The organism is Streptomyces sp. NPDC042100 (assembly GCF_055582325.1).
Genome location: NZ_JBVJDK010000007.1, coordinates 1 through 18659, shown reverse-complemented (window position 1 = coordinate 18659; position 18659 = coordinate 1). Strand labels below are relative to the sequence as shown.

General features: G+C 74.9%; 17 protein-coding genes and 1 pseudogene. 13 read left to right on the top strand and 5 right to left on the bottom strand.

Going from position 1 to position 18659, the window contains the following annotated elements; translation table 11 throughout:
• Nucleotides 1-55 precede the first annotated feature (55 nt).
• Entirely contained in the window at nt 56-763 is a 708-nt protein-coding gene (locus ACZ6J5_RS17120; RefSeq protein ID WP_469392209.1) for a TetR/AcrR family transcriptional regulator, read from the top strand.
• A gap of 25 nt (nt 764-788) precedes the next feature.
• On the opposite strand, the gene ACZ6J5_RS17115 is transcribed toward ACZ6J5_RS17120, so the two are convergent.
• Nucleotides 789-2288, bottom strand: coding sequence for an LVIVD repeat-containing protein (locus ACZ6J5_RS17115; RefSeq protein ID WP_469392207.1), 1500 nt, complete (start codon nt 2286-2288; stop codon nt 789-791).
• Nucleotides 2289-2465: 177 nt separating this feature from the next.
• Here ACZ6J5_RS17115 and ACZ6J5_RS17110 point away from each other — a divergent pair, with 177 nt between their 5' ends.
• Entirely contained in the window at nt 2466-3119 is a 654-nt protein-coding gene (locus ACZ6J5_RS17110; protein WP_469392206.1) for a DUF305 domain-containing protein, read from the top strand.
• A gap of 61 nt (nt 3120-3180) precedes the next feature.
• The gene (locus ACZ6J5_RS17105; RefSeq protein WP_469392204.1) at nt 3181-4530 is read left to right on the top strand and encodes an FAD-dependent oxidoreductase; all 1350 of its coding nucleotides are present in this window, start codon (nt 3181-3183) and stop codon (nt 4528-4530) included.
• A 30-nt stretch (nt 4531-4560) separates the two neighbouring features.
• On the opposite strand, the gene ACZ6J5_RS17100 is transcribed toward ACZ6J5_RS17105, so the two are convergent.
• Nucleotides 4561-4932, bottom strand: coding sequence for an ArsR/SmtB family transcription factor (locus ACZ6J5_RS17100; protein ID WP_469392202.1), 372 nt, complete (start codon nt 4930-4932; stop codon nt 4561-4563).
• 167 nt (nt 4933-5099) lie between these two features.
• On the opposite strand from ACZ6J5_RS17100, the gene ACZ6J5_RS17095 reads away from it, so the two are divergent.
• From ACZ6J5_RS17095 to ACZ6J5_RS17075, 5 genes are all read left to right on the top strand, one after another.
• Nucleotides 5100-6185 (top strand): NADH:flavin oxidoreductase/NADH oxidase, encoded by a 1086-nt coding sequence (locus tag ACZ6J5_RS17095; protein ID WP_469392200.1) that lies wholly within the window; start codon nt 5100-5102, stop codon nt 6183-6185.
• A gap of 180 nt (nt 6186-6365) precedes the next feature.
• Nucleotides 6366-7451, top strand: coding sequence for a WD40/YVTN/BNR-like repeat-containing protein (locus ACZ6J5_RS17090; protein ID WP_469392198.1), 1086 nt, complete (start codon nt 6366-6368; stop codon nt 7449-7451).
• 53 nt (nt 7452-7504) lie between these two features.
• Nucleotides 7505-8182 (top strand): uracil-DNA glycosylase, encoded by a 678-nt coding sequence (locus tag ACZ6J5_RS17085; RefSeq protein ID WP_362476448.1) that lies wholly within the window; start codon nt 7505-7507, stop codon nt 8180-8182.
• Nucleotides 8179-9174, top strand: coding sequence for an N-acetylglucosamine kinase (locus ACZ6J5_RS17080; RefSeq protein ID WP_469392196.1), 996 nt, complete (start codon nt 8179-8181; stop codon nt 9172-9174). The genes ACZ6J5_RS17085 and ACZ6J5_RS17080 overlap by 4 nt, the downstream gene beginning before the upstream one ends.
• 97 nt (nt 9175-9271) lie before the next feature.
• Nucleotides 9272-10192, top strand: a complete 921-nt coding sequence (locus ACZ6J5_RS17075; protein WP_469392194.1) for a sirohydrochlorin chelatase — start codon at nt 9272-9274, stop codon at nt 10190-10192.
• Between the two features lie 102 nt (nt 10193-10294).
• Here ACZ6J5_RS17075 and ACZ6J5_RS17070 read toward each other — a convergent pair whose 3' ends face one another.
• Both ACZ6J5_RS17070 and ACZ6J5_RS17065 read right to left on the bottom strand, forming a co-directional pair.
• Nucleotides 10295-11347 carry a lactonase family protein gene (locus ACZ6J5_RS17070; RefSeq protein WP_469392192.1) on the bottom strand — a complete coding sequence of 351 codons (1053 nt, stop codon included), beginning with the start codon at nt 11345-11347 and terminating at the stop codon, nt 10295-10297.
• Nucleotides 11348-11463: 116 nt separating this feature from the next.
• On the bottom strand, nt 11464-12969 hold the full coding sequence (locus ACZ6J5_RS17065; RefSeq protein ID WP_469392843.1) for an FUSC family protein: 1506 nt from the start codon (nt 12967-12969) through the stop codon (nt 11464-11466).
• Nucleotides 12970-13261: 292 nt separating this feature from the next.
• On the opposite strand from ACZ6J5_RS17065, the gene ACZ6J5_RS17060 reads away from it, so the two are divergent.
• From ACZ6J5_RS17060 to ACZ6J5_RS17045, 4 genes are all read left to right on the top strand, one after another.
• Nucleotides 13262-13735: an Lrp/AsnC family transcriptional regulator gene (locus ACZ6J5_RS17060; RefSeq protein WP_469392190.1), complete on the top strand. Its 474-nt coding sequence runs from the start codon at nt 13262-13264 to the stop codon at nt 13733-13735.
• A gap of 142 nt (nt 13736-13877) precedes the next feature.
• On the top strand, nt 13878-14564 hold the full coding sequence (locus ACZ6J5_RS17055) for an HAD family hydrolase (protein ID WP_469392188.1): 687 nt from the start codon (nt 13878-13880) through the stop codon (nt 14562-14564).
• Nucleotides 14565-14731: 167 nt separating this feature from the next.
• A complete protein-coding gene (locus tag ACZ6J5_RS17050) occupies nt 14732-15127 on the top strand; it encodes a TOBE domain-containing protein (RefSeq protein WP_469392186.1) in 396 nt (131 codons plus the stop codon).
• A gap of 103 nt (nt 15128-15230) precedes the next feature.
• Complete coding sequence (locus tag ACZ6J5_RS17045; protein ID WP_469392185.1) at nt 15231-15857, top strand: DinB family protein; 627 nt, start codon at nt 15231-15233, stop codon at nt 15855-15857.
• Between the two features lie 57 nt (nt 15858-15914).
• On the opposite strand, the gene ACZ6J5_RS17040 is transcribed toward ACZ6J5_RS17045, so the two are convergent.
• Nucleotides 15915-17972 carry a SpoIIE family protein phosphatase gene (locus tag ACZ6J5_RS17040; protein ID WP_469392183.1) on the bottom strand — a complete coding sequence of 686 codons (2058 nt, stop codon included), beginning with the start codon at nt 17970-17972 and terminating at the stop codon, nt 15915-15917.
• Between the two features lie 341 nt (nt 17973-18313).
• Here ACZ6J5_RS17040 and ACZ6J5_RS17035 point away from each other — a divergent pair.
• Nucleotides 18314-18659, top strand: a pseudogene (locus tag ACZ6J5_RS17035) (hypothetical protein); the annotation flags it as partial.

Here is an 18659-nt window from a genome sequence, read left to right as displayed (position 1 = left end):
ACGGCAGGACGCGCTGAGTATATTGGCTGCCAGCCAGTCAACGCAGGAGTCCAGCATGTCCCCGCGTAGCGCACAGGTCAATGAAGAGCTTCGGCGGCGCTCCCGTGAGCGGATCCTCCAGGCGACGGTGGAGCTGGTCGACGAGCGCGGCTACGAGGCGACGACCCTCGCGGACATCGCCGCCCGGGCCGGCTCGGCGCGCGGCCTCATCTCGTACTACTTCCCCGGCAAGCGTCAGCTCCTGCAGTCGGCGGTGCACCGGCTGATGCACCTGACACTGGCGGAGGCGCTGGAGCGCGAGCCGCGCACGGCGGACGGCCGGGAGCGCATGGCGCGGGCGATCGACGCGATCCTCGGCCTCGCGGAGGACCGGCCGGTGCTGATGCGGACGCACATGGCGGGGATCCTGCAGGCCGAGGGCTTTGTGCGCTGCCCCGAGCAGCAGCGGCTCGCGGAGCTGCTGCGGGACACCGTGACCCGGTACGGCTCGGACGACGTGGACACCGACTATCCGCTGTTGCGAGCGCTCCTGATGGGGGCGGTGGTGGCGGTGCTGCTGCCGGGGGCCCCGATGCCGGGGGTACGGCTGCGCTCCGAGCTCTTCCAGCGCTACGGGCTGGACTGGGAGCAGGGGGCGCCGCCGGACGGACCGCGTCCGCCCGACGGCGCCCCGGGTGCGCGTACGACGTTACCGGGCCCGGCCGCCCGGGTGCCGCGCCAGGGGTCGGCGGACCGGCGGACCGGTCCGCGTACCCCGGGGTAGGCGGCTGCCGGGCCCGGGGCGTCCGCTAGTCGAAGTAGTCGGGCTGCGTCTGGACGTTGAGCTCGTGGAGACGGACCCGGGCCGCCTTGTCGGTGCGCTTGTCGCTGAGCTTCAGGACGTCGAAGCCCTTGGCGATGTCGTTGGAGTAGATGTAGCCGTTGTAGTAGTAGGCCGACCAGGAGCCGCCGGTGGCGAGGGTGGTCGCGGAGACCGGGCCGCGCTCGAAGTACGCGATCTCCTTCGGGCGCCGGGAGTCGGTGAAGTCCCAGACGGAGACGCCACCCTGGTACCAGGCCTGGACCATGATGTCCTTGCCCTTGACCGGGATCAGCGAGCCGTTGTGGGCGACGCAGTTCTCGGTGTCGGCCTGGTGGCGCGGGATCTTGAAGTAGCTGCGGAAGACGAGCTTGCGCCTGTCGCCCTTGCCGACGATGTCGTAGATGCCGTCCGCGCCGCGGTTCGGGCCGACGACCGCGTTGCAGGTGGCCGCTCCGCCGCCGCCGAGCTCGTCGGTGAAGACGACCTTGTTCGCCTTCTGGTTGAAGGTCGCGGAGTGCCAGAACGCGAAGTTGACGTTGTCCTGGACGCGGTCGATGACCCTCGGGTGCTCCGGGTCCTTGATGTCGAAGAGGATGCCGTCGCCCATGCACGCGCCGGCGGCCAGGTCCTCCTCGGGCAGCACGGTCAGGTCGTGGCAGCCGGTGGTCTTGGAGACACCGGGGTTGGTGGGCTCACCGGGGTTGCCGCCGCCGTCCGGGCCCTCACCGGGGAACAGGACGGGGAAGTTGACGACCTTGGCCTGCTGCGGGGCCTTGCGCGGCACCTTGATGACGGAGATGCCGTCGTGCGGGGGCTGGCAGTCGGGGAAGGCGGCGTTGGGCGAGTACGAGGAGACGTAGACGTACACGTCCTTGCGCTGGGGCACCAGCGTGTGGGTGTGCGAACCGCAGGCCGTCTCGACGGCGGCCACGTACTTCGGGTTCGCGATGTCGCTGATGTCGAAGATCTTCATGCCCTCCCAGGATTCCTTCACCGAGGCGGGCTGCGGAACGCTGGCACAGGAGTTGTCGCTGCGCGAGGAGTCGGTGGACAGGAAGAGCAGGTTCCCGGAGACCGAGACGTCGTTCTGGGAGCCGGGGCACAGCACCTGGGCCACCGTCTTGGGTGACTTGGGGTTGCTGATGTCGAAGATGCGGAAGCCGTCGTAGTTGCCGGCGAAGGCGTACTTGCCCTGGAAGGCGAGGTCCGAGTTGATGCCCTTCAGGGCGTCCTTCGGAACGTTCGCCAGGTGTTCGATGTTGGGGCTGTGGACGATCTCGTCCACACCGGGTATCTCGCCCGCCGCGATGGCGGCGCGCGCTTCCGCCGCCCGCTCCGCGGAGACGGCCGCGGGCGCGCCGGCGTCGCCCGGGTCGGGGGTGGCGGCTGCGGGGCCGGCGGCGAGCAGGCTGACCAGCAGCCCGGCCGCGGCGGTCACCACGGCCAGGCCTCTGATCCGTACGCGCGGGGTACTCGTGGTACGCAAGGAAGTCTCTCCGTCCTCATCTGGTGTCGCACAGTTGAACGAGGGTGGGACCTCGGCAGTATCTTCCTTGCTGTGCACATCTCAACAGATGGCAACAGAGACGTAATGAAGAAACACCTGTTCCAGCCCGCCCGAGTCGCCCGAGTGGTCCGAGTCGCCCAAGTGCCCGTGGAGGTCGTGTTGTCGAAGCACCGTGCCCGTGGAGCGGCGGCAGCCGCGCTCGCCGTCGCCGCCGTGTTCGCGCTCGCCGCGTGCGAGTCGGGGGCGGGGGCGGCCGCGCCCCCGGCGGCGAAGCCGAGCGGCCCCTCGGTGATCGCGCCGGGCAAGCCGGGCGAACCGGCGAGGAAGGTGTCCCCCGAGGAGGCGGCGCGGCTGATGCCCGACGAACGCCCCAACGGAGCCGACTACATGTACGTCCAGATGATGATCGAGCACCACCGGCAGGCGCTCACCATGACCTCGCTGGCGGCGGATCGCGGCGAGTCGCGGCAGGTACGGAAGGTCGCCGAGCGGATCGCGGCGGCGCAGGGCCCGGAGATAGGCGCCATGGAGGGCTGGCTGAAGAACAACGGCGGCCCTCGCCCGCAGTCCGGCCACGACCACCACACGATGCCGGGGATGGCGACCGAGGCGCAGCTGGCCGAGTTGCGCGCCGCCAAGGGGAAGGCGTTCGACGCGCTCTTCATCAAGTTGATGATCACGCATCACGAGGGGGCCGTGACGATGGCGGGCGAGGTGCTCAGCCAGGGCAACAACGTGCTGGTGGAGGAGATGGCGAACGACGTCATCGCCCAGCAGACGGCGGAGATCAACCGGATGCGCTCCCTGTAGTCCGGCCCCGGGGCCTCGGCGGTGCCATGCTGGAAGCCTCCGGCAGGAAGGGGCACCCCTCGTGCTGCGCGTCGCCGTCGTCGGCTCGGGACCGAGCGGGGTCTACACGGCCCAGGCCCTGGTGGGGCAGAGCGCGGTGCCGGGGGTGCGGGTGCACGTCCTGGACCGGCTGCCCTGCCCGTACGGACTGGTGCGGTACGGGGTGGCGCCCGACCACGAGAAGATCAAGTCCCTCCAGGGCAGCCTGCGGACGGTCCTGGAGGACGAACGGATCAGCTTCCTCGGCGACGTGGAGGTGGGCGCGCGCGGGCTCACCCCGGCCCGGCTCCTGGAGCTGTACCACGCGGTCGTGTACTGCGTGGGCGCCGCGCGCGACCGGCCGCTCGGGGTGCCGGGCGAGGAGCTGCGCGGCAGCTACTCGGCGACCGGCTTCGTCTCCTGGTACAGCGCCCATCCGGACTCCGCGCGGGCCGCGTTCGGCCTGGACGCGCCCCGCGCGGTGGTGATCGGGGCGGGGAACGTGGCGGTGGACGTGACCCGGCTGCTGGTGCGCCGGGCGGCCGAACTGGCCTCGACCGACGTGCCGCAGGGCGCTCTGGAGGCGCTGGCGGCGAGCGGGGTGCGCGAGGTGCGGATGGTGGCCCGGCGCGGGCCCGGGCAGGCCCGCTTCACCACCAAGGAGCTGCGCGAGCTCGGCACGCTGCCCGGGACCCGGGTGCTGGCCGACCCGGCGGAGCTCGCCCTGGACCCGGCGTACGCCGACCCGGCGGCGTACGACGCGCTGCCCGCGGCGAGCCGGCGCAATCTGGAGGTCCTGCGGGGGTGGGCGGCGGGCGGCGACGACGCCGCGCGCGCGATCCGGCTGCGCTTCTTCCTGCGTCCCGTGGAGATCCTCGGCTCCGGCGGGCGGGTCACCGGGGTCCGCTTCGAGCGGACCGCGCCGGACGGGGACGGCGGGGTGCGGGGCACGGGGCGGTACGAGGAGATCGCGGCGGGCCTGGTGCTGCGCGCGGTCGGCTACCGGGGCGTCCCGCTCGCCGGGCTGCCCTTCGACGCGGCGCGCGGCACGGTCCCGCACGCGGCGGGACGGGTGCTGCGGGACGGGGCGGTCTCGCCCGGGGAGTACGTGGCGGGCTGGATCAAGCGGGGCCCCACGGGGGTGATCGGCACCAACCGGCCCTGCGCCAAGGAGACCGCCGCGTCACTGCTGGCCGACGCCCGGGAGCTGGCCCGGCGCCCGGTCGCCGCGGACCCGGTGGCCGGGCTGCGGGCCCTGGGGCACGCACCGGTGCCGTGGACGGGCTGGCTGGCGATCGAGCGCGCCGAGGAGGCCCTGGGCGGCGCGCTGGGGCGCGCGCGGGTGAAGATCCCGGACTGGGCGGGGCTGCGGGCGGCCGCGCGCGGGGAGTGAGCGGCGGGGAGTGAGCGGCGGGAAGCGCCCTCAGACGGTGGCGCGCGCGGTGTCGCCGAGCCGTTCGGCCTGGGCGCCCGCGGCGGTCAGGACAGTGTCGAGGAGCCCCGGGAAGAGCGCCTCCAGGTCGTCGCGGCGCAGCTTGTTCAGCTTGGCGGTGCCCCGGTAGATCTGCTGGACGACGCCGCTCTCGCGCAGCACCCGGAAGTGGTGGGTGCTCGTGGACTTGGTGACCGGCAGCTCGAAGTAGGAGCAGCTCAGTTCGGCCCCGGCGTCGGCGAGGGCCATGCAGCGCACGATCCGCAGCCGGACGGCGTCCGACAGGGCGTGCAGGACGGCTTCGAGCCGGATGTCCTCACGCGCGGGGTGCTCCAGGACTCTGGGGTTGGTCGCGGTCGTCACGGCTGCGGCTCCACTTCTGTCCGGGGGGGTGCGTGCTGCCGGGCGGCTCTCGGGAAGGCGTGCCGCCATTGTACGAGCATCTTCGTAGTTTGACAGGCGGCGTACTACGACGAGTATCGTAGTAAGCCCCTCCAGGCCGTACCGCAGTCCCGGAAACGGAGTCCCCCATGAGCAGCGCCCTCTTCGAGCCCCTCACCCTGAGGTCCCTCACGATCCCCAACCGGGTGTGGATGGCGCCGATGTGCCAGTACTCGGCGGAGCCCACGGGCCCCCGCGCGGGTGTGGCCCGCGACTGGCACTTCGCCCACTACGCGGCCCGCGCCACGGGCGGCACCGGACTGATCCTCGTCGAGGCGACGGCCGTCGCCCCCGAGGGCCGGATCAGCCCCGCCGACCTCGGCCTCTGGGACGACGGCCAGATCGAGGGCCTGCGCCGGATCACCGCCTTCCTCAAGGAGCACGGCACCGTCCCCGGCCTCCAGATCGCCCACGCCGGGCGCAAGGCGTCCACCAACCGCCCCTGGGACGGCCGCGGCCCCGTGGACCCCGCCACCGGACTGGCCTGGCAGCCGGTCGGGCCGAGCCCGGTCGCCTTCGCCGACGACCACCCCGTGCCCACCGAGCTGACGGTCGAGCGGATCCACGAGATCACCGGGCAGTTCGCCGACGCGGCCCGGCGCGCGCTCGCCGCCGGCTTCGAGGTCGTGGAGGTGCACGGCGCCCACGGCTATCTGATCGGCGAGTTCCTCTCCCCGCACAGCAACCGGCGCACCGACGCGTACGGCGGCTCCTTCGAGAACCGCGTCCGCTTCGCCCTGGAGGTCGTCGACGCGGTCCGCGCGGTGTGGCCCGCCGACCTGCCGGTGTTCTTCCGGATCTCCGCCACCGACTGGCTCGACGAGCACGGCTGGACCGCGGACGAGACGGTCCGCTTCGCCGCACTGCTGCGCGCGCACGGCGTCGACCTGCTGGACGTCTCCACCGGCGGCAACGGCGGCGCCCCGCACATCCCCGTCGGCCCCGGCTACCAGGTGCCGTTCGCCGCGCGGGTGAAGGCGGAGACCGGGCTGCCGGTGGCCGCCGTCGGACTGATCACCGAGAGCCGGCAGGCCGAGGAGATCGTCGCCGGCGGGGACGCGGACGCCGTCCTCCTCGGCCGCGAGCTCCTCCGCGACGCCTCCTGGGCCCGGCGCGCCGCGCGCGAGCTGGACGGCGAGACCCACGCCCCGGCGCCGTACGCCTGGGCGATCTGAGGAGCGGGCCGGGCGCGACGGACGGCCCGGACCCCGGCCTCGGGAGCCGGACCCTCCGACCCCGGGCCGGCGGCTTCAACACGCCGCTGACCTGGGGCGCGGCCGCCTCCGGGGGCCGTTGTCGGTGCGGGGGTGCAGACTGGCCCGTATCCGCGACGACGGCGTCCTGGAGGTGTCGGCATGTCCGAGGTGCTACTGACCGTGGGCACCCGCAAGGGTCTGTTCATCGGCCGCGGCCGCGACGGCCGCTGGGAGTTCGGCCCACCGCACTTCAACGCGCAGGCGGTCTATTCGATCGGCATCGACACCAGACGCCCCGCGCCCCGGATCCTGGTCGGCGGGGACAGCGCCCACTGGGGCCCGTCCGTCTTCCACTCCGACGACCTCGGCGCCACCTGGACCGAACCGGCCGCGCCCGCCGTGAAGTTCCCCCAGGACACCGGGGCCTCGCTGGAGCGGGTGTGGCAGCTGCACCCCGCGCCCGCGCACTCCCCCGGCGTCGTGTACGCGGGGACCGAACCGGCCGCGCTCTTCCGGTCCGCCGACGGCGGCGAGTCCTTCGAGCTGGTCCGCCCGCTGTGGGAGCACCCGACCCGGGACCGCTGGGTGCCGGGCGGCGGCGGCGAGGCGGTGCACACCGTCGTCACCGACCCGCGCGACCCCGACGCCGTCACGGTCGCCGTGTCCACGGCCGGCGTCTTCCGCTCCCGGGACGGCGGGGCGAGCTGGGACCCGGCCAACGAGGGCGTCTCGGCGGTCTTCCTGCCCGACCCGCACCCGGAGTTCGGCCAGTGCGTGCACAAGATCGCGCAGGACGCCGGCGACCTCGACCGGCTCTATCTGCAGAACCACTGGGGCGTCTTCCGCAGCGACGACGCCGGCGGCCGGTGGACCGACATCGGGTCCGGGCTCCCCTCCGACTTCGGCTTCGCCGTCGCCGCCCACCCGCACCGCCCCGACACCGCCTACGTGTTCCCCATCAACGCCGACTCCGACCGGGTGCCCGCCGGGCACCGCTGCCGCGTCTACCGCACCACCGACGCGGGCGGGAGCTGGCAGCCGCTCAGCGAGGGGCTGCCGGAGGGCGACCACTACGGCACGGTGCTCCGCGACGCCCTGTGCACCGACGACGGCGACCCGGCGGGCGTCTACTTCGGCAACCGCAACGGGGAGGTGTACGCGAGCGCCGACGACGGCGACAGCTGGCGGCTCCTCGCCGAGCACCTGCCCGACGTGCTGTGCGTGCGCGCGGCGGTGCTGGGCTGAGCCGGCCCGAGCTGCGGGACCCGCTGTCGGAGTGCGCCAGTAGAGTGACGGACGTGGCAGCACGACCGTTGAACGAAATCGTCGAGGCCGGGTGGGCGCAGGCGCTCGCACCCGTGGCCGAACGCATCGCCTCCATGGGCGACTTCCTCCGGCAGGAGGTCGCCGCCGGGCGCACCTACCTGCCCTCGGGGGCCAACGTCCTCAGGGCCTTCCAGCAGCCCTTCGACGAGGTGCGGGTCCTCATCGTCGGCCAGGACCCCTATCCGACGCCCGGGCACGCCGTGGGGCTGAGCTTCTCCGTGGCGCCGGACGTGCGCCCGGTGCCGCCGAGCCTGGACAACATCTTCCTGGAGATGCACCGGGACCTGGGGCACCCGCGCCCGTCGAACGGCGACCTGACGCCGTGGACCCGGCAGGGCGTCCTCCTGCTCAACAGGGCGCTCACCACCGCCCCCCGGCGGCCCGGCGCGCACCGGGACAAGGGCTGGGAGGCCGTCACCGAGCAGGCCATCCGGGCGCTCGCCGCGCGCGGCAAGCCGCTGGTGTCGGTGCTGTGGGGCCGGGACGCGCGCAATCTGCGCCCGCTCCTCGGCGACCTGCCCGCGATCGAGTCCTCGCACCCCTCGCCGATGTCGGCGGACCGCGGCTTCTTCGGCTCGCGCCCCTTCAGCCGCACCAACGAGCTGCTGCTCCGTCAGGGCGCCGAGCCGGTGGACTGGCAGTTGCCGTGACGGACGGGGCGGAGCGCGGGCTGGTCCTCGGCGTCGACTCCGGCGGCTCGGGGCTGCGGATCGCGCTCGCCCGCGCCGCCGACGGCCGGGTTCTGGGGACGACCGCCTCCGCCGAACCCGTACGCACGGGGGCGGGCGGCATCGACGCGGGCCAGCTGCTGGCCCGGTTGCTGCCCGCCGTCGAGTCGCTGGCGGCACGGGCGGGCGGGGGCCCGGGCGGGGCCGGGCCGATCGTGGCCGTCGCCGTCGGGGCGGCCGGGATGGCCACCCTCGGCGACGGGCTGCGGGCCCAACTGCCCGGCGCCTTCGCGCGCGCCTGGGGCGTGCGGCGGCTCGCGCTGGCCGCCGACGCCGTCACCGCCTACGCGGGGGCGCTGGGCCAGCGGCCGGGCGCCGTCGTCGCGGGCGGCACGGGCCTGATCGCGATGGGCACCGACCTGACCGGCTGGCGCCGGGCCGACGGCTGGGGCCATCTCCTCGGCGACTGCGGCAGCGGGGCGTGGATCGGGCGCGCCGGGCTCGAAGCCGCGATGCGGGCGCACGACGGCAGACGCGGCGGCTCGGCGGCGCTCCTGGCGTGCGCCGAGGAGCTGTTCGGCCCGGTCGCCGGGTTGCCGGGCGCCCTCTACCCCCGAAGCGACCGGCCCGCCGTCCTCGCCTCCTTCGCGCCCCGGGTGAGCGCCTGCGCCGCCGCCGGGGACCCGGTGGCGGCGGACGTCCTGGCGCGGGCGGCCCGGCACATCGCGGAGGCGGCGGAGGCCGTCTGCGCGTCCTCGGCGGACGCCGAAGTGGCCCTGACGGGCGGCCTGTTCAAGATGGGCGAGCCCCTGCTGGGCCCGCTCCGCGCGGAGCTCGGCAGGCTGCTGCCGGGGGCCCGCGAGGTGCCCGCCGCAGGCGATCCGCTCGCCGGGGCGGTGACGATCGCCGCCGCGCTGGCCGACGGGACCCTGCGGCTGCCGGAGGATCCCCGGCTTCTCCAACTCACCACGTAATCGGCGGTTCCCGGCGACTCGGACATAAAGGGGCAGAAGTCGCTCAGCCGCACCTCACCGCAGTGCGGGACGGGCAAGCGCAGTAGCATACGGCGCCATGAGCTCCCCCACTGGGCCTACTCCCGGCCTGCCTGTACGAATGCCGCGCCCCCGCCAGTCCGGGCGGCACCGGCGCCCTGAACCCGTGGTGGCGCCCGAGGGCGCTCCCGCGCTCGTTCTCGCCGTTCCCGGCGTGCCGTCGGCCGCCATACGCTCGCTGGCCGAGGAGGTCGTGAGCATCGCCCGCTCGGAGCTGCCCGGCCTGGAGGCCGTGATCGGCTACCTGGACGGCGACGACGCCACCGAGTACCCGAGCCTCGGCGGCGTCCTGGCGCGCGCCGCCGCGCTGCGCACCGAGCGCTACGAGCTGGCCCTCGCGGCCGGCCGCGAGGTCACCGCGCCCGAGGGCCCGGCCGCGGTCGTCGTCCCGCTGCTCGCCGGCCCGGACAGCGCCCTGCTCCGGCAGGTCCGGCAGGCCGTGATGGACAGCGGCAACACGGCGGAGCTGACCGACGTGCTCGGCCCGCACCCGCTGCTCGCCGAGGCCCTGCACGTACGCCTCTCGGAGGCCGGTCTGGCGCGGGCCGACCGGGCGCGCCTGTTCACGGTCGCCACGGCGGCCGACGGCATCATCCTGGCCACGGTCGGCGGCGAGGAGGCGGTGCAGGCCGCCGGGATCACCGGAATGCTGCTGGCGGCGCGGCTGGCCGTGCCCGTGATGGCGGCGGCGCTCGACCAGGAGGGCTCGATCGCCTCGATCGCCGTGCAGCTGCGCGCCGCCGGTGCGGAGCAGCTCGCGCTGGCCCCGTACCTGATCGGCCCGGAGCTGGCCGACGGACTGCTCGACGCGGCGGCCAAGGAGGCCGACTGCGCGACGGCGGAGGCGCTCGGCGCGTATCCGGCCATCGGCAAGCTGGTGCTCTCGCAGTACGCCTCGGCGCTGGGGATCTCCCCGCAGCAGGGTGCGCCCGTCCACTGACGGACCGCGCCGCCGGGGGACGGCGAGAGGCAGTGACGGGAAGGGCCCGCACCGGACGGTTCCGGTGCGGGCCCTTCCCGTGTCCGCCCGCGCGGGCGGCGGTCAGCCGAAGACGACGCAGGAGGCGGCGGGCGCGGGGACCGAGCCCGCGCGGGAGGGCAGTCCGGTCTCCTGGTCCACCGTGAACCAGGTGACGTCGCCGGAGCGCTCGTTCGCCGCGTAGAGGTGCCGGCCGGAGGGGCCGAGGGCGAGGTCGCGGGGCCAGTGGCCGCCGCAGGGCACGGAGGCGGTCAGCTCGGCCTTCTCGCCGCTCTCGTCGAGGGCGAGCACGGCGAGGCTGTCGTGGCCGCGCACGGCCGCCCACAGGAAGCGCCCGTCGGGGGCGACGACGAGCTCGGAGGGGTAGCGGTCCCCGGTGGCGTCCTCGGGGACGACCGGGGTCTCGCCGAGCGCTTCGAGGACACCGGCGGCGGCGTCCCAGCGGCACACGGTGACGGTGGGCTCCAGCTCGTTGAGGACGTAGGCGTGGCCGCCGTCCGGATGGAAGGCCAGGTGCCGGGGCCCGGTGCCGGGGCGCAGCCGTGTCGTGCCGTGCGGGCGCAGGGTGCCGGTGGCCGGATCCAGGGCGGAGACGGTCACGGAGTCGGTGCCGAGGTCCACGGCGAGCACCCAGCGCCCGCTCGGGTCGGGCAGCACCTGGTGGGCGTGCGGCTTCTCCTGCCGGCCGGCGACCGGGCCGGAGCCCTGGTGGCGGGCCACGTCGGCGACGGGCCCCGGGGCGCCGTCGCCGACGAGGGGCAGCACGCTGACGCTGCCGGAGGTGTAGTTGGCCGTGAGGAGGTGCCCGGCGGCGAGCGCCAGGTGGGTGGGGGCGGCGCCGTCGACCGGGACGGGGGCGCCGAGGAGCCGGGGCGCGGGGTCCGCCGGGTCGCCGACCGCGAAGGCGGCGGCGGCGCCCTCGGTGGTCTCGGAGACGGCGTAGAGCAGCTCGCCGCCGGGGGCGAGGGCGAGGTACGAGGGGTCGGCGACGGCGTCGCTCCCCCCGACGACCTCCAGCGCGCCGCCGTCCGGCGCGAGCTCGGCGACGAGCACGCCCCGGCCGCCTGCCGAGGTGAACGATCCGATGTATGCCCGTGTCCGGCGTGCGTCGCCCACGAAGCCTCCCCTGTGCGGTGTCCCCTGGCCGGTCACGGCGGACCGGCCGTCCGTCGGGGCGACGTTAGCAGGTCTAGACCACGAGGTGGCAGGGCCGACGGTGGATCGGTGGGCCGTCAGGCCGCCGGGACGAGGGGGGCGCGGGGCGAGGTGCGGAGGGGGGCCGCCAGGTCGACCAGGGCGCGCTCCAGGCCGTGCAGGTGGTGCAGGGCCGCCTCGGCGCCGGGGTGGTGGGACGGGAGGGCGGGCGAGACCGCCTCGACGCGGCCGCCGGCCGCCTCGACCGGGGGGACGAGGGCGTGCACGGCGGCCTCGACGCGCCAGGCCGCGGCGACCAGGCGGGCGTCGTGCGAGGCGTCCGGGTCGGCGGCGACGGCGGCGAGCCCGCGGGTCTCCCGGGCGCAGTCGTCGAGCAGCGCGAGGACCCGGCGGGCGCGGGCCTTGCGGGCCCGCAGCGGGCTCAGCGGGTGGACGAGCGGGGCCAGCGAGAGGCGGGCGCGGCCGAGCAGCAGCTCCAGTTCGGCGGCGTGCGGCGCCGGGTCGGCGCCGGGGTCGCCGGCCAGCCGCCGGGCGGCGGCGGTGGTGCAGGCGTGCACGGAGCCGACGGCCCGCTGGATCCAGGCGTTGGTCGCGGCGTGCGTGGTGACCGGCAGCAGCGCCACGCCGATGGCGGCGCCGAGCGCGCCGACCGCGGTCTCCTGGAAGCGGAGCAGCAGCAGCCCGGGGTGCAGGACGCCGAGCAGTCCGTACAGCAGGCCCGCCATGACGGTGACGAAGAACATCATCCAGCTGTACGAGAGCGGGGCCGTGTAGAAGATGCCGAAGACGCACACGGCGACCAGGACCGCCGTCGGGGCGCCGGCGCCGCCCAGCGGCAGGGCGATCAGCAGCCCGGCCGCGATGCCGGTGACGGTGCCGACGACCCGGCGGAAGCCTCGGACCAGGGTCTCACCGCGCGAGGCGGTGTTGACGAAGATCCACCAGGCGGTGCCGACCGCCCAGTACCAGCGGTCCGGGGAGATGAGCTGTCCGGCGGCGAGGGCGACGGCACAGGCGACGGTGGCCTGGAAGGCCTGCCGCGTGGTGGCGCGGGCGAGCCCGGTACCGGGCAGCGGGGCGGGCGCGGCGGGCGGCGGGACGCGCCGCTCGACGCACCAGGCGACGAAGCGGACCGCGCTCGCGGCGCCGAGCGCCAGCAGGACGGCGGCGTACAGCTCGGGGAGCTGCGCGGGCACGGCGTGCAGGAACTGGGTCACGAAGAACTGCATGAAGGCGAAGATGCCGAGCGCGTGCCCGCGCGGCCCCCAGCGGCGCGCGTACACGCCGGCGAAGACGACGAGCAGCCAGGCGGCGTCGCGCAGGGCGGGCAGCCCGTGCAGCGCGGTCGCGAGGGCGAGGACGGGGAAGCCGGCCAGCGGCAGCAGGGCCGTGGTGACGGCCTGCCGCCGCACGGTCGGGTCGCCCACCGTGAACAGCGCCAGGAGCGCGGCGAGGCCCGCCGTGATCGAGGCGGTCAGGGACAGCCCCGCCAGTTCGGCGGCGGCGACGGCCAGGCCGACGCCGAGGACGGCCCGCGAGGCCACCCGCAGCCGCACCCTGCCCGGGTCGGGGGCCACGCACACGAGCCGGAACAGCCTTCCCCCGGCCGCCAGGCCCTTCTTCACGACGGTCGATCCGCCCCCGCTGCCGTACACACACCCTCTTCGTCGTCGCGCGATGCCCTCTGGACATGGCGATGGCGCCGCGGGTCCGGGGCCGGCGGCCTCGCCGGTCCGGCGCGTGCGCGGCGCCATCTGTCCAACTCTCCGAAGAGGAAAGCATCCTTCCGCCCACTGGCTCAACCGGCGGCCTGATGAGTGGGCCATTGGTACAGTCAAGGCGACGAATGAACGGCCACAGGGAGGCCAACGGACCATGACGGTGGACGAGCTCGACACCCGCATCCTGCGGCTCCTCATCGAGCAGCCGCGCACCAGCGTGCGCGAGTACGCCCGGGTCCTCGGGGTGGCCCGGGGCACGGTCCAGGCCCGGATCGACCGCCTGGAACGGGACGGCGTGATCACGGCGACGGGCCCCGTGCTCTCCCCCGCGGCGCTCGGGCACCCGGTGCTGGCCTTCGTGCACATCGAGGTCACCCAAGGGCACCTGGACGAGGTCGGCGACGCGCTGGCGACCGTTCCGGAGATCGTGGAGGCCTTCTCGATCACGGGCGGCGGCGACCTGTGGACCCGGGTGGTCGCGCGGGACGCGGGCCATCTGGAGGACGTCATCCAGCGGCTGATCCAGCTCCCCGGCGTGGTCCGCACCCGGACCGAGATCGCGCTGCGCGAGCGGGTCGCGCACCGGCTGCTGCCGCTGGTGGAGTCGGTGGGGCGGCGGGGCGGCTAGGACCTGACGGGGGCGCGGGCTCCGGGGGGGCGGACTCCGGGGCGCGGGCTCCGGGAGGGCGGACTCCGGCGGCGGGCCCTTCGGCCGGACGGCGGGACCAAGGGCCCTCCGTTTCCGTCGGGCCCTCTGAAAGGGTGGGCGTATGAGCACCCCGCGCGTATCGGTCGTCTTCGATCTCGACGGCACGCTGGTCGACAGCGAGCCCAACTATTTCGAGGCGACCCGCCGCGCCCTCGCCGCGCACGGCGTCACGACCTTCGACTGGGCGCGCCACACGGACTTCATCGGGATCGGCACCCTGGAGTCGCTGCGCGCGCTGACCGCCGAGTACGGGGTGACGGCCCCGGCGGAGGACCTCCTCGACGCGACGAACTGGCACTACCTGGAGCTCGCCCGCGCGGCGACGCCCGTCTTCCCGGAGATGCGCGCCTTCGTGGAGCGGCTGTCCGCGCGGGGGGTGCCGATGGCGGTGGCCTCGGGCTCCTCGCCGGCCGCGATCGAGGCCGTCCTGGCGGGGACGGGGCTGGACGCGTACCTGAAGACGGTCGTCTCGGCCGAGGAGGTCGACCGGGGCAAGCCCGCGCCGGACGTCTTCCTGGAGGCGGCCCGCCGCCTGGGCGCGGCGCCGGAGCGGTGCGTGGTCATGGAGGACTCGCCGCCGGGCGCCGCCGCCGCGCACGCCGCGGGGATGCGGTGCCTCGTCCTGCCGTACGTACCGGAGACGGCGGACGATCCCTTCTTCACCACGGCGGACCTGGTCTTCCGCGGCGGGCAGCGGGAGTTCACGGCGGAGGCCGCGCTGGCGTGGCTGGCCGAGTGGGAGGGGTGAGCCGGGCAGGGCGGGTAGGGCGGGTGGGAGGGGTGAGCCGGGTGCGGCGGGCGAGTCGGGTGCGGCGTTCCAGCGCGGCGGGCTAGCTCTGACATGATCCGCATTCGCTAGGCATTTCCGCTGATTCACCTTGCATATGCCACCTATGGCCGCTTAGGCTCGTGGGCATGCAGACCTACACCATCGGGCAGGCGGCACGGCTCCTCGGGGTCAGCCCGGACACCGCGCGGCGCTGGGCCGACGCCGGCCGGGTCACCACCCACCGCGACGAGAGCGGACGGCGCCTCATCGAGGGCCCCGACCTCGCCGCCTTCTCCGTCGAGCTCGCCCAGGCGGCGCCGGGCGACGAGGACGACTCGTACACCTCCGTGCGCAACGCCTTCCCCGGGATCGTCACGGCCGTGAAGCTCGGCGACGTCGCGGCCCAGGTGGAGATCCAGGCGGGCCCGCACCGGCTGGTCTCGCTGCTCACCCGGGAGGCCGTCGAGGAGCTCGGTCTGGAGGTCGGGATGCGGGCCACGGCCCGCGTGAAGTCGACCAGCGTGCACATCGACCGCGCCTGAAATCACGTGCCCCGGGCGGGTGCCCTGTGACAGGCTCCGGCACGCGCGCGCCTCCCGGGCGGCGCGCGGTCCGAGCGCGCACCACACCGACCCAGGAGCCCCCATGACGACCCCGCCCCGCCTCGTCCCCCTGATGGAACAGTTCGAGTTCGCGCGCGAGCGGCTGCTCAACCGGCTGACCGGACCGGTGGTGGACAGCGGCAACGGCACGGGGGTCCCGGTCGGCCCGCTCACCGACGCCGAGCTGCTGTGGGAGCCGGTGGCGGGCTGCTGGTCGGTCCGCCGCCACCGGGACGGGCCGGGGGCCCGGGCCACGCTGCTGGTCGGAGCCGGGGAGTGGGGCCGTGACACCAGCCCGCCGCCGCACCCCGACCCGGCGCCGTTCACCACGATCGCCTGGCGGCTGAACCACCTCACCGAGATGTTCACGCTGCGCACCGACCACACCGCCGGCGGCCGCGAGCTGACCCGCGACGACTTCCGCTGCCAGGGCGAGGCCGCCCCCGCGCTCGCCGACCTGGCGCGCTCCTCCGCCGCCTGGCACGCGATGCTGCGCACCCTCGACGACACCGCGCTCGACACGGTCGGCTACTGCACCTACCCGCACGGCGGGGACCCGGAAGAGGCCCTGGTCGACGTCATCTGGTGGATGAACCAGGAACTCCTCCACCACGGCGCGGAGATCGCCCTGCTCAGGGACCTCTACCGGGCCCGGGGCGAGGCCGGCTGATCCGGGTACGCGGTACGGGGTCCGGCACCGGGTCCGGCGCTGCCCGCTGAGCGGCCGTCAGCCCGTCGTCCGGGCCAGCAGCATCGCGACGTCGTCCTGGGCCCGGCCGTCCAGCAGCCGGGCCAGGACGTCGTCGCACAGCTCCCCCAGCGGGCGGTCCGTGTCGTGGAGGGCGGCGGCGAGCTGGGACATCCCCTGCTCCAGGTCGCGGTCGCGGGCCTCGATCAGACCGTCCGTGTAGAGGACGAGCAGGCCCCCGGCGGGCACCGCCACCTCCTGCGTCCCGAACTCGTGCGCCCCGGTGCCGAGCGGGGTGCCGGGCAGGCCGTCGAGGAACGTGACGGCCCCACCGGGGACGGCTACGGCCGGCGGCGGATGGCCCGCGCGGGCGATGGTCCAGCTCCGGGTGAGGGGGTCGTACACGGCGTACACGCAGGTCGCCATCTCGTCCTCGCCCAGGTCGGCCACGACCGCGTCGAGCGAACGGAGCATCCGCGCGGGCGCGATGTCGTGCCGGGCCAGGGTGCGCACGGCGGTGCGGAGCTGGCCCATCACGGCGGCGGCGTGGATGCCGTGGCCCATCACGTCGCCTATGACGAGCCCGGTGCGCCCGCCGGGGAGCGCGACCACGTCGAACCAGTCGCCGCCGACGTCGTGCTCGCTCGCCGGGAGGTAGCGCCCGGTGAGCTCCAGGCCGGTCACGTCCGGCAGCGCGTTGTTGGTGAGGCTCCGCTGGAGGGTGAGGGCGGCCTGCCGCTGGGTCGTGTAGAGGCGGGCGTTGTCGATGTTGAGGGCCGCGCGCGCGGCGACCTCGTCGATGAGGACGCGGTCCTCCCCGTCGAACGGCTCCCGGCCGCGCAGCCGGGTCACCGAGACCGTGCCGAGGACCGTGCCGCGCGCGACCAGCGGGACCAGCCGCGCGGAGCCGATGCGGGTGGCGAGGTAGCTGCGCAGGGCCTCCATCCGGGGGTCCCGGATGAGCGCGGGGATGTCGGCTGTCCGCAGGTCCATGGCCCGCGCGTCGGTGATGACCTCCTCGTACACGGAGCCCGGCGGGATCTGGAAGGTGCGTCCGACGCCGAGGAGGGCGGTGGGGGCGGCCGGGTCGGGGAAGGCGGCGGCGAGGCGGCGCAGCACGCCCCGGGTGGCGGCGGTGGACTCGTCGGGGTCCAGGACCGATTCGAGGAGCTGGACGTCGGCGGAGTCGGCCAGCCTCGGCACCAGGAAGGACACGACCTCCTCGGCGGTCTGCCGGAGGTCCAGGGTGGTGCCGATCCGGGCGCCCGCCTCGGCCAGCAGGGTGAAGCGGTGCCGGGCGCGCTCGACCTCGACGTGGGCCCGCTGGCTGTCGGTGACGTCGATCAGCGAGGCGATGACACCCAGGGGGTGCCCGCCGTGGTCGAGGAGCGGGGCGTACGAGCAGGACCAGATGTGGTCGTGGTCGGGGTCGGCGGGGGTGCGGCCGACCCGGCGGGCGTCGACGACGGCGGTGCCGCTGTCGAGCACCTGGCGCATCAGCGCCTCCAGCGCGCCCGCGTTCACCCCGGGCACGACCTCGGTCAGCCGGCGGCCAAGGTGGTCGGCGGGCGGCACGCCGTTCATGCGGGCGAGGGCGTCGTTGACACGCAGGAAGCGCAGGTCGGGACCGAGGGTCGCGAGGCCGATCGGCGACTGGGTGAAAAGGGACTCCAGCGCGGCCAGCGAGTCCCGCATCCGCAGGACCTCGGAGGTCTCGACGGCGATCAGCATCGCGCCGGGGCGGCCCTGGGGGTCGGCGGCGGGCACGATCCACATCTCCATGACGACCTGGTGGCCGTCGCGGTGCCGGACCGGGAGGGTGCCGACGACGGTCTCCCCCGCCTGCACCTGGCGGGTCAGCCGGTCGGCCAGCTCGCGGTTGGTGTCGGGGACGAGGAGCGGGGTGGCGAGGCGCCCGATCACGTCCTCGGGGCGGTGCCCGAGGAGGTCCTGGGCGGCGAGCGACCACTCGACGATCCGCCCCCTGGCGTCCTCGCGCCACAGCGCGATGGGCAGCAGGTCGTTGAGCACGCCCGCGTAGCCGACGGCCGCGCGGGGCGGCTGCGGCACCCTGCCCGGCGACTGGTGAGTGTGCAACGCATCTACCTACGCATCAGCCTGGCCCCGAGGGGCTCAATCCCTACCGCACTTCGCACTATCGCTTTATCCCTATCGCAACATCTACCGAATCACCCTATCCGAGACATCGCGGACAGGCGCTGCGCAGTTCCGCCAGGCGACGGCGACCGGGCCGGCGCGCCCTTCGGCCGCATACCCCCCGGGGGTCACGATTCCGTAGTTCTACGGATGTACGAACCCGTGTCGTTCTGAAAGAGTCTGCGGACAGCCGACGAGGGATACGTGCCGATACGCGTCCCCGGACCGACCGCGCGCGCCTGCGGACCCGACCGCGGTGCGCGGGTCCGCCGGACCGGCCCGTGCGCACGTCCGCGGACCCCGAGGAACCCGAGGAATCCGAGATCGCCCCCGACAAGCCCCACACGTTCCAGGTCGATCTGCGTGGCCTGGTGGACCTGCTCTCCCACCACCTGTACTCCAGCCCCCGGGTCTACCTGCGCGAACTCCTCCAGAACGCCGTGGACGCGCTCACCGCCCGCCACGCCCTGGACCCCGACGCCCCCGCCCGCGTCCACATCCACACCGGCACCGACACCGGCGGCACGGGCGGCACCGGCGGCACGGGCGGCGCCACCCTGCGCATCACCGACACCGGCATCGGCCTCACCGAACACGACGTCCACACCCTCCTCGCCACCATCGGCC